The organism is Pandoraea bronchicola, from assembly GCF_902459805.1.
GTDB classification, from domain to species: Bacteria; Pseudomonadota; Gammaproteobacteria; order Burkholderiales; family Burkholderiaceae; genus Pandoraea; species Pandoraea bronchicola.
Map to the genome: position 1 here is coordinate 166569 of NZ_CABPST010000007.1, position 16326 is coordinate 182894.

12 protein-coding genes and 1 pseudogene are annotated in these 16326 nt (G+C 61.1%); 6 read left to right on the forward strand and 7 right to left on the reverse strand.

All coding sequences use genetic code 11. The features are described 5' to 3' along the window. Positions 1-196 precede the first annotated feature (196 nt). The 6 genes from PBR20603_RS14925 to pseG form a co-directional block, all read right to left on the reverse strand. Positions 197-1657, reverse strand: coding sequence for a mannose-1-phosphate guanylyltransferase/mannose-6-phosphate isomerase (locus tag PBR20603_RS14925; protein ID WP_174977925.1), 1461 nt, complete (start codon positions 1655-1657; stop codon positions 197-199). Positions 1658-2130: 473 nt separating this feature from the next. Beyond that, a complete protein-coding gene (pseI, locus tag PBR20603_RS14930; protein WP_150560356.1) occupies positions 2131-3186 on the reverse strand; it encodes a pseudaminic acid synthase in 1056 nt (351 codons plus the stop codon). Positions 3187-3221: 35 nt separating this feature from the next. After that, positions 3222-4733 carry an ATP-binding cassette domain-containing protein gene (locus tag PBR20603_RS14935; RefSeq protein ID WP_174977926.1) on the reverse strand — a complete coding sequence of 504 codons (1512 nt, stop codon included), beginning with the start codon at positions 4731-4733 and terminating at the stop codon, positions 3222-3224. 224 nt (positions 4734-4957) lie between these two features. Beyond that, positions 4958-5866 carry an acyltransferase gene (locus PBR20603_RS14940; protein WP_246174698.1) on the reverse strand — a complete coding sequence of 303 codons (909 nt, stop codon included), beginning with the start codon at positions 5864-5866 and terminating at the stop codon, positions 4958-4960. Positions 5867-5966: 100 nt separating this feature from the next. After that, on the reverse strand, positions 5967-6989 hold the full coding sequence (locus PBR20603_RS14945; protein ID WP_150560297.1) for a phytanoyl-CoA dioxygenase family protein: 1023 nt from the start codon (positions 6987-6989) through the stop codon (positions 5967-5969). 159 nt (positions 6990-7148) lie between these two features. Next, positions 7149-8672 carry a UDP-2,4-diacetamido-2,4,6-trideoxy-beta-L-altropyranose hydrolase gene (gene pseG, locus PBR20603_RS14950; protein WP_150560298.1) on the reverse strand — a complete coding sequence of 508 codons (1524 nt, stop codon included), beginning with the start codon at positions 8670-8672 and terminating at the stop codon, positions 7149-7151. 189 nt (positions 8673-8861) lie between these two features. On the opposite strand from pseG, the pseudogene PBR20603_RS14955 reads away from it, so the two are divergent. The 5 genes and pseudogenes from PBR20603_RS14955 to PBR20603_RS14975 form a co-directional block, all read left to right on the forward strand. Continuing rightward, positions 8862-9986 (forward strand): annotated as a pseudogene (locus PBR20603_RS14955) (cytochrome c oxidase subunit II); the annotation flags it as partial. A 547-nt stretch (positions 9987-10533) separates the two neighbouring features. Next, the gene (gene ctaD / locus PBR20603_RS14960) at positions 10534-12408 is read left to right on the forward strand and encodes a cytochrome c oxidase subunit I (RefSeq protein ID WP_246174700.1); all 1875 of its coding nucleotides are present in this window, start codon (positions 10534-10536) and stop codon (positions 12406-12408) included. Continuing rightward, positions 12405-13040, forward strand: coding sequence for a cytochrome c oxidase subunit 3 (locus tag PBR20603_RS14965; protein WP_150560300.1), 636 nt, complete (start codon positions 12405-12407; stop codon positions 13038-13040). Before ctaD ends, PBR20603_RS14965 begins: the two co-directional genes overlap by 4 nt. A 21-nt stretch (positions 13041-13061) precedes the next feature. Further along, positions 13062-13754 carry a heme-copper oxidase subunit III family protein gene (locus tag PBR20603_RS14970; protein WP_150560301.1) on the forward strand — a complete coding sequence of 231 codons (693 nt, stop codon included), beginning with the start codon at positions 13062-13064 and terminating at the stop codon, positions 13752-13754. Between the two features lie 8 nt (positions 13755-13762). Next, a complete protein-coding gene (locus PBR20603_RS14975; RefSeq protein ID WP_150560302.1) occupies positions 13763-14119 on the forward strand; it encodes a cytochrome C oxidase subunit IV family protein in 357 nt (118 codons plus the stop codon). A gap of 8 nt (positions 14120-14127) precedes the next feature. Here PBR20603_RS14975 and PBR20603_RS14980 read toward each other — a convergent pair whose 3' ends face one another. Further along, the gene (locus PBR20603_RS14980) at positions 14128-15060 is read right to left on the reverse strand and encodes a LysR family transcriptional regulator (RefSeq protein ID WP_150560303.1); all 933 of its coding nucleotides are present in this window, start codon (positions 15058-15060) and stop codon (positions 14128-14130) included. A 253-nt stretch (positions 15061-15313) separates the two neighbouring features. Here PBR20603_RS14980 and PBR20603_RS14985 point away from each other — a divergent pair, with 253 nt between their 5' ends. Beyond that, a complete protein-coding gene (locus PBR20603_RS14985) occupies positions 15314-16087 on the forward strand; it encodes a putative hydro-lyase (RefSeq protein ID WP_150560358.1) in 774 nt (257 codons plus the stop codon). Positions 16088-16326 lie beyond the last annotated feature (239 nt).

A 16326-nucleotide genomic window follows, 5' to 3' on the forward strand; every position in this document is an offset into this window, starting at 1 on the left:
TTACCATTTTGTTTCGGCGAGGACGCCCGCTATGAAGTGAGCGATGTGGCGGCGCACGTTCGCGCGCTGGCGAACGTGCGCCCCTAGTCGTTGCAGACGTCGCCCCAGCGTGTCTCCTGCCTGAAATTTTGCCACAGGCAGACGCTTGCGGATGACCATTGCCGGTGGTCGGTCATTCGGATTTCCGAACCGCTATTTATGAATCGCTTCGACCGTAGTTGTCCTGAAAACGAACGATGTCGTCTTCTCCGAGATAGCTACCCGACTGGACCTCGATAATTTCAAGCGGGATCGTTCCCGGATTGGACAATCGATGCACCTCACCCAGGGGAATATAAGTACTCTGATTCTCGGAAAGAAGAATTTTTTTCTCACCATTCGTGATTTCCGCCGTGCCGGAAACGACAACCCAGTGTTCCGCGCGATGGTGATGTTTTTGAAGGCTCAAGCTCGCTTGAGGTTTCACCTGAATACGCTTCACTTTGAAGCGCGTGCCTTCGTCCACGCTGTCGTACCATCCCCAAGGGCGATGGACCTTCCGGTGAAGGGAGTGTTCTTCGCGGTGCTGGTCCGCGAGCGTTGTCACGACACGCTTGACGTCCTGACAGCGTGCTCTATCGACAACAAGAACGGCGTCGGGCGTTTCCACGACCACGACGTTATTGACACCCACAACTGAGACCAGACGACTCGTCGCGTGCACCAGCGTATTGCTGCTGTCGATCTTGATCACGTCGCCCAGATGAGCGTTACCCAGCGCGTCCTTCGGCAGGACCTCCCACACGGCATCCCACGCACCCAGATCGCTCCAGTCGGCGGCCAGCGGCATCATGCGAATTGGGTACTCGCTGCCAGGACATTTCTCCATAACGGCATAGTCGATGGACTCGCTCGGAATGGCGGCAAACTCCGATTTGCCGGGGCGCACGAACACGCCGTCGGCCACGCGGACGTCCCATGCAAGTCGCGTCGCGGATGCGATGTCGTTGCGGAATGTCTCGAGTGCACGGACCCAGGTCGATGCACGCACTACGACCATGCCCGAGTTCCAGAAGTAATTCCCTTCGCTCACATAGCGCTGCGCATTTTCTTGGTTCGGCTTTTCAACGAAACAATCCACCGGGAACGCATGCGTTGCGGCACCTTTGACGGGTATCGTGCGAATGTAGCCGAAGCCCGTCTCCGGACGATCGGGGGTAACGCCAAGCGTGACAAAGGCACCATCGCTTGCTTCGACGATTGCCTGACGCATGGACTGTACGAACGCTGCCTGATTAGCAATTGCGTGATCCGACGGGGCAACAATCAGCACCGGATCCTCGCCCATGGAGAGCGCAGCCAGCGCTGCCAGTGTCACTGCCGGGGCGGTATTACGAGCCGTCGGCTCAAGAAGGATTCCGCTCGGGTTGACGTCGACCTCACGTAGCTGCTCCGTGACGAGAAATCGATGTTCCTCGTTGCAGACGATCAACGGCGCCGACACTTCGATCCGGTCATTGGCGACGGCCTCAAGACGATTAACCGTCGCTTGAAATAGCGATTCGCCAGCAATTAGACAGAGAAACTGTTTCGGGAAGCCGGATCGCGAAAGCGGCCATAGGCGGGAGCCGGATCCGCCGCACAGAATTACCGGACATACAGAAATCACGTGTTCCAAAGCCGCTTGCCTCTTCGATCAAAAGTCTCAAACCGAAACAATTCGATTTCAATTCCTAATGCTTTGTGTTCCCGCATTATTTTCGATTCATGAAGTCACTTGAGAGAAGCGGCTTGCGCCCGATTCTACATGGCCCATAGGCACCATTTTGATCGTGACCTCATGCCCCAAAACGGGCACAATGTTCGACACTAAATCGGATTTGTGAAAAATCGAACGATTCTAACAATCGCTTACGAATGTAGCTGCTTGTTATCTTTTGGGGTTGACGTCAAGCGGCCGTTCATCAAGATTTCCTCCGGAAATTCACTTTCTTGCATCTTGTGAGCACCACAATTACCGGTCGTAGCTGGTAATTGCATTCGTAAGTCATTCATTCCTCAATGGATAGATAACACTAGAAATCCGGTTGGCCGATGGGGTCCCGTATGCGGGTTGGACGCAGGCAGACCCGCGCGGGATGTATGTCGCAATTAGCCGATCAGTTCAAACGACAGCGGTGTGCCTTTCTTGACATCCTTCAACACACATTTGCCAAGCATCTGTTCATAGAATCGCGGATGAAGGCCCTTGCCGGGCCGGACCACGCGCAAATTCTCAGGAGTGAGGATGTCCCCGGCTTTCATGTCCTCGGCGATAAATAGCGAGCGCCTGAACATCAACGACTTTTGCTCGGCGTCGGTTGCCCCGTAAGTCACCTGACCGAGCGACTGCCAGGCGCGCTCGGTTTCGGTCACAAGCGAGGCCAGCTCGGCAGGTTCTAGCGAGAACGTGCTGTCGACCCCGCCGTCTGCGCGGCTGAGCGTGAAGTGTTTTTCGATGACGGTGGCGCCATGTGCCACCGCGGCGACCGATACGCCGACTCCCATGGTGTGATCGGACAAACCGACCTGACAGCCAAACAGTTCGCGCATGTGCGGAATCGTCAGCACGTTCGTGTTGAGCGGCGAGGCTGGGTAGGTGCTGGTGCACTTGAGCAACACTAGCTGTTTGCATCCCGCTCCGCGTGCCGTCTGTACCGCCTCGTCCAGCTCGGCGACGCTTGCCATGCCGGTCGAGATGATCATCGGCTTGCCGGTGGCTGCGACCTTGCGAATCAACGGCAGATGGCTATTCTCGAAAGAAGCAATCTTGTACGCCGGAACGTTCAGCGATTCGAGGAAGTCCACCGCGCTTTCGTCGAAAGGCGAACTGAAGCAAAGCATGCCGTGGCGGGCGGCTCGTTCCATGATCGGTGCGTGCCATTCCCACGGCGTATAGGCCTGCTTGTACAGGTCGTGGAGGCTGTTGCCCTTCCAAAGGCTGTTCTCGTCGCTGATGAAGAAATCGCCATCCCGTACGTCGAGCGTGATGGTGTCCGCCGTGTAAGTTTGCAGCTTGATCGCGTGCGCGCCGGCTTTGGCTGCGCAGTCCACGATCTCGAACGCACGCTCGATCGATTGGTTATGGTTGCCGGACATCTCGGCAATGATGAACGGCGTGAAATCAGGGCCAATATGTCGTGTGCCGATTTGGAAGCTGGGATTCATGACAAAAACCTCTTGCTGTGGATTGCCTGGGCCGATCACGTGGTGGCGTCGGCGCTTGCGAGTACGGGCGTCAGATTGATGACCACGTCGGCCAATTCGGCGACTTCTTGTTCATGGGTGATGAAGACAAGAATACCCTTGCCCTTCATGCAATCGTGCAACCCGGCGAGAACCGCTTCGCGGGTGCGTTCGTCAAGCGCGCTAGTCGCCTCGTCCAGGATCAGGACATTTGGTTCACGCAGTATGGCACGCGCGATACCAAGGCGCTGACGCTGGCCCCCGGAGAAGTTCGCCCCTTGATAGGTCATCGGGGTATTCAGGCCGGCGGGCAGCCCTTGCACGTGCTGCTCGAGATCGACAGCACGCAGGGCGCGCCAGATACGTGAGTCGTCGCACTTCATGCCGAGCAGGAGATTTTCGCGCACGCTGGCGGAGAAGATGCGCGCCTGCTGCTCGACCAGAACCACATGGTCGCGGAGTTGTTGCGCATGCGCGGGCGAGCCGTCGATAATTATCTGCCCCTTTTGCGGCTCGATCAGACCAAGCAGCATATCGGCAAGCGTTGACTTCCCGGAGCCTGAGCGCCCCGTGATGGCGTAGACCTTGCCAATTTCAAAGCGGCAGGTCAGCCGATCGAGAATGGGCTTTCCGGGGTGATACGAGAAGCCGACGTCACGAAACTCCAGACGCGAGAGCGCGCGCTCGTGGTGTGGCAAAGCGGCGTTTGCGTGCGGCTGCGGGTCTCCCGTCAATTCGTGAATATCCTTCGCGGCGCGAACGTCGATGATCAGTGTCGAGCCGGATGTCATCATGACGCCTAGCGACATGAAGACGCGAATCAGCAGCGTCGTCGCGGCGAAGAAGTAGCTCGTCGTGAGCCCCATGCTGAGGGAAGCGCCAGGCCAGACCACAACGATGCCGACGCACAGCAGCAACAGCGCCGGTAATACCTTTAGGCATTGCTTGCCGACTTCCACCGTGCAAAGCAGTTGCACGTAGCGGCGAATCTGATCGACATAGCTGTGAAGGACGAAGCCCTCCGACCCCATGGAACGGATGGATCGCAAACTGTTCAGGGCTTCGACGTATGCGGTGCCGGCTTCGCGGGATAGCTCGACCGACTGCTGGTTGGCATGCATCAACATCCGGAATGTCCAGGCAATGATCAGCGCGCACACGAAAAGAAAGCCCATCGTGCCCCAGAAGAGGGGATGCGAGAACAGGTACAGCAACAGGAATCCGGCCATCGCGGACATAAGTCCGCCCAAACTCTGGAAGGCGGAGTTGACAAGCATGCCGGCGCGGAAAGTGTCGTCGCCAGCCAGGGTGATGTAATAGCCGATCGAGCGTCTGTAGATTTCGGCAATGGGCTCGTCGTAGAGGACCCGGCGGAACGTCTTCTCACTCAGGTGTCGATGCACCTGTTTGGACAGCCATGTGGTCAATCCCCCGTGGATCAGGCCGACCAGCACGCGCAATGCCATCAGCACTAGGAAAAGCCACAGCCACGTCGCTTGGGTGGCCGATACTCCCAGCATTTGCGCCACTTCCGTCCATATCCGTACGACTGCGCCCTTGGCGTCGGTGCCTCCGGCACCCGACAACGGAATCATGAGACTCAATACAGCGTATTCAAGCAACAGCACGCATATCGTCAACGCAATAATGGCCTGTGTCACGCGGAAACGCCGCATGACATATAGCAGGAAGTAGGGGAGGTGACGTAGATTGCGAATCATCGAAAAAGTGCGGACAGCCCCGTGGAGGCGAATTATGCGGATGTCGCGGGCAAGACCTCGGCGCGGGTCACTACGAGTGCCGGAATCCGGGTGGCGGCGTCGGTGGTGTTGGCCGGTTGCCAGGCGAACGCCAACCCCTGCCATCGTGTCTGGACAGCCCCGAATGTTAGCACTGACCGGCCCGGGTTAAGGGGTTGCACCTGATTGCCATGCGCCAGCGTACCAGTGCACGGCGCGTCAACATGAAGGCGAACGGCATCGCCGCTGGCGGCGTCGAGCGCGAGCGTAAAGTCTCGATTTGCAGGCAGGCCGTCGCGCACTCTTACAACAGTGGACCCGATCTCGGCGTTGGCGTCACGTTGGGCGACGCCTGCGTAAAAGTACGGCAGGTGGGCGTCGTTCGTGGCGTCGATCATCTTGGGTGGCGCGTACATAAGGCGCTCACGGATGACCCGGCAAGGCGAGCCGACGGCGACGGAATAGGGCGGAATGTCGCGAGTGACGACCGAGTTGGCGCCGATGACGCACCCCCTGCCGATTGTGACGCCTGGCATGACCGATACGTTGATTCCGATCCAGCAGTCGTTACCGATGCTTACCGGGCGTGAACGCTCGGCCCATGGGCGGCCGCCGGCGAGCCGATCTTGCACGCGTATCGGCAGCGTAGGGGCGTATTCGAACGCGTGTTGCGCTGACGACGTGTAAAAATTGGCGGCGAATACGCAGCCATCGCCGATCTCGACGTCTCCGTGCAATTGGCTGCGGTGCTGAATGCTGGTGCCTTCACCGATAACAATGCGTGCGCCGACGCCGATTTCGCAGTCATTGCCGATCCATACATTTTGTCCTGCAATGAGCGAGCCGCCTTCCGGGATGCGCAGCACGCTCCGATGGCCCACATGGATTCCCGGGCCGAAAACGGCTGTGCCCGACTCGTACAAGAGCACTCCTAAGCCGCGCCTTACGTGTCGATGAGGCCACCATGCGGTGAGTCGTAAGCGTAGTGCGCTCGTTGCGCGGCGGATGAATCGCAGCGACATTTCAACGGTATGCCTGATAGATGTCGGGGGCGCGCCGAATCATGTCGGCCAGCGACGGGTCGCGCACCTCGGAGATCGAGGCTTTCGGATATTCGGCGCCAAACAACGCATTGCTGAACTGCAATTGGAGTACAAGCCGGGACGATCCGCTCACATGCTTGCCCTTGTGAAGGCCACGCGTGTCTTCCACGATAATCGTGCCGCGCGGGGCGACAAACTCGATGTGGCGCTCTGGACCGAAGCATTCCATCACCTCCTCGTCTCGCAACCGCACGTAGCCGCGCTTGCGCATTGCCCACGGGATGGCGCCTGTCCGATGGGAGCCGGCAATGAACGTGTGGGGACCATCGTCGGTGCCGACATCCGTCAGATAGACAAAGATCTTCAGCCATTTCACGCGATCCATGTCGAAGTGGAAGTATTGGGCAGCTTCTGCATCGGGACGGTCATGAAACGGCGTGTGCCACCACATCGACAACACGTCGGCGCGAGGACGGCTGCCGAGATAGGACTGCGACAGTGCAATAAGCGACGGGTCTGCGAGCAACGCCTGAACGTCCGGATCGGAGAGCAGATCGGCCGGTTTGTAGTCGTAACGCACGGCCTTCGGATTCGCCGGATCGAAACGGGCCGCACTCACGTTGCCCTTGGTCTGCGGCTCGTGATCCATGCGTCGCCGCAAGGCGTCTGTGGTCAGCGCGAAATTCATGAGGCGCTCGCATGCGGCAGGCGAGAGCGCCGACGGAAACACGATATAGCCGTCCCGGCGAAGTGTGTCGACGTGACGCGTCAGTGCTTCACCGCGCAGATCGCCGAGGACGCCTTTGGGCGAAGGAATATCGATGGGGCGTTGACGACGGCCGATGATGCGGCTTGCGATGTCGTTCGAGACGCCTCCCGAGAAGCAGAACAACTGAACCAACGCCATATGGCCGCGGTAGCTGGTAAGTCCTGAACGGAGATAACCCAGAACGGCGATCGGCAAGGCAAATAAACTACAGAGGGTCTTGGCAAAGAATCGCATGTTAATTATTCCGCTGGTTTCTTTGTGGCGATGCAAATGTGGACCGAAAGCCCGGATGGTACCAGCACGCCCATTGGCTCACGTGTGACAACGTGTCGCCCGATCAGCGCGCGGTCGACGTTCAACGCCGACCGATAAGGATTCGGGAGCGAACAACGTTCACCGCAGGAGTTTCTTGATGAAAATGTTGCCCTGGCGCGTATAGCCGTTGCGCTGGAAGAGCCGGTGAGATGCGACGTTCTCGTCCAGCACCTCGGCGGTAATCGCACCGACCTCGACAAAACCATTGCGCAGATATGATTCGGAGGCGCACAGCAACTCACTTCCCAGCCCGCGTGAATTGATAAGCGGGTCGAGATAGATCGATATTTCCGCCTCCGTCCCGATGCCGTCGAGATCATACCGCACAACCCCCACTGGAACGCCCTGGCGGGAGCCGATCAGCAGCATCTGCCGGGGGTTGCTTAGGACGCGTTCGACCCACGCGCGATGTTGTTCCCACTCGATAGGCGCAGAACTGCGCGAGACACTGCGGATCTTTTCGTGATTGCGCCACGTGTACATGATGGCGGCATCCGAGGCGGTGGCGCGGCGCATCGCGACGCTGAAAATGCCGATGGCGCGGCGCACCCGATCGACGCCCATGCCATGAACCGCACCGAAGGCGGTGCGGGAAATAGAGGCCAGCAGCGCCGGCTGATTCATCGTGTCGCGCAGGTACTCGGCCAGCGCTTGTGGATCGGCGGCAGAGACCTCTGGGGCGAGCAATAGGCCTGCGGCGGCTGCCGCTGCCACGACGTCGCGTTGGTTGTCCGCTACCACAAATGTGATGGTTGGCAACCCCAGACAGCATCGCTCCCAGGTGGCTGTGCCGCCGGCGCCGATGCACAAATCGGCTTCCGCCATTAGTTCCGCCATGCGGGTTGTCTGGACATGGCACGCATATCCCAACGCTTTGCAACGGGCCCGGATGCCCTCGAGATCAGGATGTTGCGCGCCGATAACCACGTCGACCGCCACGTCGGTCAGCGCCGCGCGCTGCAGGGCGTCCAGCGCCATACGTGTGTAGTTCTCGGCATCCATGCCGCCGAAGAAGACCAAAATGCGCCGCACGGTGCCGCTTCGTGGACCGATCTGTTGACGCAGCGCAAGGAACTCGGGCCGGAGCAGTGCATAGTCGGGGCCAAGCAGACGCGCACAGTTCGGCGGCACGAGATCGAGATAACGCGTCGCCATGCCGGCGTGAAAGTTCTGGTCGAGGAGCCAGTCGCATACGTGTGCGCGATCGGCGAGATCGTCGATCACCAGTATGTGTTTCGCTTTGTCGCGGACCAAACGTTCCCAACGGGCGTCGATCGCGTAGTGATCGACGATAAGCCGGTCGCAGTCTGATTCCCCAATGACGCACAGCGTATCCCTGGCGTCCTGCGCCTGAGGGGCGCCGAGCCATGCCTCATGAGCGAGCGGATCTGCGTATTCGGGGACGACGGGTGCACCGAGCGGGAGTCGGGTAACGTCGTGTCCGTTGGCTTTCAGCAACGCTTCGAGCGCATCGGGAAGATGGCGGCAAATAAAGTGGGCCCGAGAGACGAAGGGCCGGATTGCGTTGGCCAAAGCAAGGCAGCGCATCACGTGGCCGCTACCTGTCTGAAGCGAGGCATCGACCCTGAAGAAAACATTCATCTGCGGCAATCGAAAAGGGGTTATGCGAGTTACCCGCGCCGGGAGGGCGCGAACCACGTAAGTTTAACCCCACGACTCTGAAATAGCGGCCTCGCGGCGTCTTGTGGCGCTGATTGCACAACCTTTCTACCTTGACAGACCGATTTCCCGCACTAGCCTTAGCTAATATATGCGGTGAGTCCCCGAGACATGGCCCTCCCCATCCTTCTGATCGTCATTGTCGCCGCCGCGCTCGCCTTTCACTTCTGGAGCCCGTGGTGGCTGACCCCGCTGGCGTCGAACTGGCGCCAGATGGACGATACCCTCACCATTACGCTGGTCATCACCGGCGTAGCCTTCGTTGTCGTCAATCTTTTCGTGGCGTGGGCGATCTTCCGCTATCGCCATCGCGACGGACATCGGGCCGCCTACGAACCCCATAACCGCCGTCTCGAAGGCTGGCTCATCGGCATCACCACCATTGGCATCGCCGCGATGCTGGCCCCCGGGCTATTCGTCTATGCCAAGCTCATCGATCCGCCGGCCAATGCGCGGGTTGTCGAGGTCGTCGGTCAGCAGTGGCAGTGGCGCTTCCGCCTGCCCGGTCCGGATGGCCGTCTCGGCAGTTCCGACCCCAGCTACGTCACCGCCGAGAACCCGCTTGGCCTGAATCCCAAGGACCCGGCGAATCAGGACAACCGTATCGTTGACGCCCCCGAACTGCATCTGCTCGTCGGCGAGCCGGTGAAATTGCTGCTGCGCGCCAAAGACGTTCTGCACGATTTCTATGTCCCGCCGTTTCGCACGCGCATGAACATGGTGCCGGGCATGGTCACGCAAATGTGGCTCACACCGACACGCACGGGACGGTTCGACATCCTCTGCGCCCAGCTCTGCGGCGTAGGCCACGCGAACATGCGCGGTGTGGTGGTCGTCGACGATAAGCCCGCCTACGAGGCCTGGGTGGCCAGCTTGCCCACATTTGCTGCACTGCAAGCACAGCATGCGGGGGCGGCGACGTCGGACCCGCTTGCGGCCAAGGGAAAGCTGCTCGCGCAAGCCAAGGGATGCGCCAGTTGCCACACCGTCGACGGCTCGCCCGGTGTCGGGCCCACATGGCACGGCCTGTACGGCAAGACAGAGACGTTCCAGGACGGTAGTTCGGCGCACGTCGACGATGCCTACCTCACCGCCTTCATCCGCAATCCGACCGAACGCGTGCCCAAAGGCTTTGCACCGATCATGCCGAAGCTCGATCTGACCGACGACGACCTGAAGGCGCTCATCGCTTACATCAAGACGCTCAGTCCTGCGGCTTCGCCCGGCGCTGCACCCGGCCAGCCGGTCGCACCGCCTGCTGCACCCGCCGCCCCGGTTGCTGCGCAGCGCGTCACGCCGGTTTCTTCAGCCAATACGCCCGCACACGCGCTTCATGTGGCTTCCGCTCTTATGTCGACGTCCGCGCCGCCCGCGCCTTCGATCTCCGCACCGGTCATGCAACTGGCGCAGAACACGCTACAGACGCCACGGGCGCCGGCACAATTCGCGCCGCTGACGCCGTCGTCATCGCCGGATTCCGGCGCGCAGCCGCCATCCCAACCTGCACGTCGGCAAGGCGGCACAGCCGGCCTGCCGTTGCAGAACAATCCGAACACTTATGCGCCGCCGCTCGCCATCCCGCCCTCGCCGTCCGGCGGTCCGCCGCCGGGGCCGGCGCAGCCGAGTGTGCCGATGATTCGACCCGCACCGTAATTCGCACGGCACCTGCAGAAACAAGCGCGAGAAGCAAGCGCGAGAGGCAACACCGAGCGACGCAACTGAGAGACGAAACCGAAAGCACGAGACACAACGCCGCACTGACAACAACACAGGGAGACATCTCATGACCGGAGATCCCGACAGTTCCGACAGCACTGCTCATGCCGGTGCGCCCGCCGGCGGCGCCTACAGCTTCTGGACGAAGTACGTCTGGAGCCAGGACCACAAGGTGATCGCCGTGCAATACACATGCACGGCCATCGCAGTCGGGCTCGTGGGCCTCGTGCTCTCGAATCTCATGCGCATGCAACTGGGCTTCCCCGGCAAGTTCTCCTTCATCGACGCGAATCACTACTACCAGTACGTCACCATGCACGGCATGATCATGGTGATCTACCTGCTCACAGCGCTCTTCCTCGGCGGTTTCGGCAACTACCTCATTCCGTTGATGGTCGGTGCGCGCGACATGGTTTTCCCGTTTCTGAACATGCTCAGCTACTGGGTCTATCTGCTCGCGGTCATCGTGCTGCTGGCGAGCTTTTTCGTGCCGGGCGGTCCGACGGGCGCGGGCTGGACGCTCTATCCTCCACAAGCGATTCTGCCGGGCACACCGGGCACCGAGTGGGGCATCGTGTTGATGCTCATCTCGCTGGCCATCTTCATCGTCGCGGCCACGATGGGCGGTCTGAACTATGTGACGACGGTACTGCAGGCGCGCACCGAGGGCATGACGTTGCTGCGCATGCCACTCACCGTCTGGGGCATCGTGATGGCGACGGTGCTCGCGCTGCTGGCGTTCCCCGCGTTGTTCGTCTCCGCCGTGATGATGTTGCTCGACAAGACATTGCACACGAGCTTCTTCATGCCCGCGCTCGTGTCGATGGGGCAACCGCTCGACTATCGCGGCGGCAGTCCGCTGCTGTTCCAGCACCTGTTCTGGTTCTTCGGTCACCCGGAGGTGTACATCGTTGCGCTGCCCGCGTTCGGCATCGTGTCGGATCTCATCAGCGTGCACGCGCGCAAGAACATATTCGGCTACCGCATGATGGTCTGGGCGATTCTCGCCATCGGCGTGCTGTCGTTCATCGTGTGGGCGCATCACATGTTCATCAGCGGCATGAATCCGTACTTCGGATTTCTTTTTGCGACGACCACACTCATCATCGCCATCCCGACGGCCATCAAGGTCTACAACTGGGTGCTCACGCTCTGGCGTGGCGACATTCATCTGACGGTGCCGATGCTGTTCGCCATCGGCTTCATCAGCACGTTTGTCATCGGCGGACTGACCGGACTGTTCCTCGGCAACGTGAGCGTGGACATGCCGCTGTCCAACACCTATTTCGTGGTCGCGCATTTCCATATGGTGATGGGCGTCGCCCCCTTGCTGGTGATCTTCGGCGGCATCTATCACTGGTATCCGCTCGTCACCGGCAGGCGTCTGAACGACCGCCTCGGACAGTGGCATTTCTGGATCACGTTTCTCGGCACCTACGCGATCTTCTTTCCGATGCATTACCTCGGCGTGCTCGGCATGCCGCGCCGCTACTACGAGTTCCAGAACTACAGCTTCATTCCCGAATCGGCGCACACGATGAACACCTACATTTCGGTGGCGGCGTTCATTGTCGCGGCCGGTCAGTTGATGTTCCTGTTCAATCTCGCGTGGAGTCTGCGGCACGGCAAACCGGCGGGCGCGAATCCGTGGCGAGCGGCTTCGCTCGAATGGCAAACGCCTGACGTGCCACCTGTTCATGGCAACTGGGGGCCGGTGCTACCGGTGGCCTATCGCTGGCCGTATGAGTACAGCGTGCCGGGCGATATCGACGACTTCGTGCCACAGAATCTCGCGCCCGATCTCCGACGGCCAGCCACGCTGGTGCATGGCGATTCGGCGGCGCTGCATCGCCGCGACGCCTCGCCACCGACGCCACCCGATTCAACGGGCACACCACGCACACCGGGTACGCCCGATGCCCCCAAGGGAGCCACGCCATGAGACCTGTTCCATCCTGGCCGTCAACGCCACCGGGGGGCGCGCCGATTGCGCTGCCGCGTCGTCGCGCGGCGTCGCAAATCGCGCTCTGGTGGTTGATGGGGGTGATCGGCGTGTTGTTCGCGTTGATGCTTGTCGCTTACGTGATGCGCATGAGCCAAGGTGACTGGCGCCCGCTACCGCCGGTCAACGCGTTGTGGGTCAACACTGGGGTACTGGCCGCCGCATGCATCGTGATGCAGTCGTCGGCCTCGCAGGCCAGACGCGGCGAGCTACGGCGCTCGCGGCGCGAATGGCGACTCGCGGGTGCGCTGGCGCTCGCGTTCGTCGTCGGCCAACTGTGGGTCTGGCGCGATCTGGTCGCGCGTCGCTACGGGGTGTCCGGCAATCCGGCGAACAGCTTCTTCTTTCTGTTGACGGGTCTGCACGCGCTGCATCTGATCGGCGGATGGGTGGCGTGGGCATGTCTGCTACCGCGCCGTCTCACGCCCGCCACGCGCGCCCGCCGTCTGTCGTTGACCGCACAGTACTGGCACTTCCTGTTCGTGCTCTGGGTCGTGTTGTTCGCGGCGATCGTCAACCTCACGCCGGAGATCGCGCAGCGCTTGTGCGGCACCGGCGGGTTGAGCCCGTGAGGTGATGCGAGGAGTTGCATCGTGAATACGCCATCGTCTGCCGTTCCCTCCGCAGCGCAGCCACCCGACGGCTGGCGCGGTGTCGTCGCCGACTGGTCGGGAGATCGCGCCGCGTTCCACGTGCCGTGGGGCAAGGCGATGATGTGGATCTTCCTGCTCTCCGACACGTTCGTGTTCAGCAGCTTCCTCATCGGCTACATGACGGTACGAATATCGACGACCGCGGCGTGGCCCAATCCGGCAGAGATCTTCGCGCTGAACGTGAACGGTCATCCGGTGCCGCTGCTGCTTATCGCGATCATGACGTTCGTACTCATCAGCAGCAGCGGAAGCATGGCGATGGCAGTGAACTTCGCTTACCGGCGAGATCGCGACAAGACAGCCGCGTGTATTCTCGCGACCGCCTATCTCGGCATGGCGTTCGTCGGCATGCAGGCGTTCGAATGGACGAACCTGATCGTGCATGAAGGCATTCGCCCGTGGGGCAATTCGATGGGCGCGGCGCAGTTCGGTGCGTGTTTCTTCATGATCACCGGTTTTCACGGGTTACACGTGAGCGCGGGCGTCATCTATCTGCTCACGGTGATGCGCAAGGTGCTCAACGGCACGCTCGAGCGACGCAACAATTACCAACTCGTCGAGATCGCGGGCCTTTACTGGCACTTCGTCGATCTGGTCTGGGTGTTCATCTTTGCGCTGTTCTATCTCTGGTAGGAGGAGCGATGGAATCCTCTTCGACATCCGCTTTGCACACCGCCGTGACCGGTGGCGAAGCCAAGGGCCAGGAGCATTCGGTCGGCATCTACCTCAAGGTGTGGGGGTTGCTGTTCGTGCTCTCGACGCTGTCGTATCTGGTCGACTACGCGAACTTGCAAGGCTATCTGCGCTGGGGGCTGATCCTCGCGCTGATGGTAGCCAAAGCAGGGCTTATCGTGGCGGTGTTCATGCATATGCGCTGGGAGCGTCTCGCGCTCGTCTACGCGATTCTGATCCCGCCGCTCGCGCTGCTGGTATTGATGGCATTAATGGCCACCGAGGCCGACTACACGTTCCTCACGCGGCTCGCCCATTTTCACTGAGCCGGGCGCTACAGCAATTCCACCAGCCGCCGGTCGCTCTTGCGGCAGTACTCGGTGCAGGCGGCGCGCGCCGCGGTCGCCGCGCCGTGAACGAAGAGCGCCGCGTCGGCGCGCCGCGACATCGATACGACGATCGACGGCGGCGCTGGCTGCAAGGGCAGTTCCGCGACTTCCCCGTTGGCAATCAGCGCGTCGACGAACAAACGCGGAATCGCCGCGACCCCGAAACCGTCTCTGACCAACTGCACGATCACGGCTATCGATGGTGAGCCCGTGATACGTGTCTCCGAGAGCGGCACGCCGTGCACGCCCGCCAGTTTCGCCACGATGTCTTCGAGCGCACGATGCGGCGCCGTGCCGCGTCCGTAAGTGAGGATCGGATGTTGCAGCACTTGCTTCGCGAGGCCGCTGCGCGTGTTCGGAAACATGCCCGTGCGCGCGATCCAGTGCACCGGGTAGTTGGCGAGTGCGTCGCACACCACGCTGCTGTCGTCGCTGCCCTCCACGCGGATGATGAGATCGAGTTCGTCGGCAATCAGGCGCCGCTGCAACTGTACGGAGACGTCGACGGTCAACTCGACTTCCAGCGCGGGGTAGTCGGCTGCCAGCCGGCGCAGATAGTGCGGCAGCCAGCTATGCACGACGGTTTCGATCACACCCAGGCGCAATCGTCCGCGCAGGGTGCTTTCGCCTGAGGCGGCCGTCTGCAAGCGCCGCGCCGCCTCCACCACCGCCTTCGCATATCCCAGCAGGTACTCGCCGTTCGGCGTGAGCCGGAACTCGCGGCTGTCGCGATCGACGAGTTCGGTCTTCAATTCCTCTTCCAGCGTCTTTAGCCGTTGCGAAATTGCCGCCGGGGTGGCGTGCAGTGCTGCGGCCGTCGCACGAAAGTTGCGCAGCTTGGCCAGCGTGACGAAGGTTTCGAGAAATCGCGTGTTCATGAGTCTCGGCGGGCCGGGAGCGTGCCCAAAAGAGCACAACGATGCGATGAAAAAAAAGGCGGCAAACTTCGGGAAAACCCGTGAGGTTGTTAAGAAATTCTATACGGCAGGGCGTATAAAAACTCGTTAGCGACCACTTTTTTTTCTTTCTATGCTTCACCCATCCGATGCCGCAATGGCATCTCCTCCCCACGCCGGAGTTGCCATGAACCACCGAGCCATGCCGAACGACTTTTTCTCGCAACGTGACACGATCACGCCCTTCGAATTCCGTCAGGCCGTTCGCAGCGCGCAGTTTCGCGGGCCGACCGCCGGCTATTGCGGCGACTTCGCACAGGCCAATCTGGCTATTCTGCCGGTGGCGCATGCGCACGACTTCCTGCGCTTCTGCCAGAGCAATCCGAAGGCCTGCCCGCTGCTGGGCGTCGGCGAGCCGGGGCAATGGCATGTGCCGGCGCTGGGCCGCGAAGTGGACATCCGCACCGATGTGCCGGGCTACAACGTCTACCGCGACGGCAAGCTGGCCGAGCAAGTGGATAACCTCGCCGAGTACTGGCAGAGCGATTTCATCGTCTTCGCCATTGGTTGCTCGTTCTCGTTCGAAGACATGCTGGCCAAGGCGGGCATTCCGTTGCGTCACGTGGAAGAGGGCTGCAACGTGCCGATGTACCGCACCAAGATCGCGAATCAGCGTGCCGGAAAGTTCGGCGGCGAACTGGTCGTGTCGATGCGGCCGATGAAGGGCGCCGACGCGATTCGCGCCGTGCAGATCACGAGCCGATTTCCCGGCGTGCACGGTGCGCCGATCCATATCGGCGACCCCTCGGCGCTGGGCATCGAAGATCTGTCGAAGCCGGAGTTTGGCGATGCCGTCACCATTCGCGACGGCGAGCTCCCGGTGTACTGGGCGTGCGGCGTGACCCCGCAGACGGCGCTCATGGGCGCGAAGCTCCCGCTCGCCATCGCACACCGGCCCGGCTACATGCTCATGACGGATATCCCGAACGCGTCGCTTGCCGTTTTCTGACGATGTAATCACGAGGCCGATCACCCGGGCGGCGGGTCGGAAACCCCTCGACAGGCGAAGGCGCATCGCGCGTCTTCGCGGCGCAAACACGCCGCTACGCATCTGAAATCGAGCAGTAACAAGCGGTCGCAAGCTGGGCCGAAGCAAAGAGGGCGCATCAGGCAGTCATCGCGATAGGTCGTTGCAGTGCCCCCCACTATCGCGCCAAGACGGGAGGCGGCGGGCGAGGTTGCTCGCCG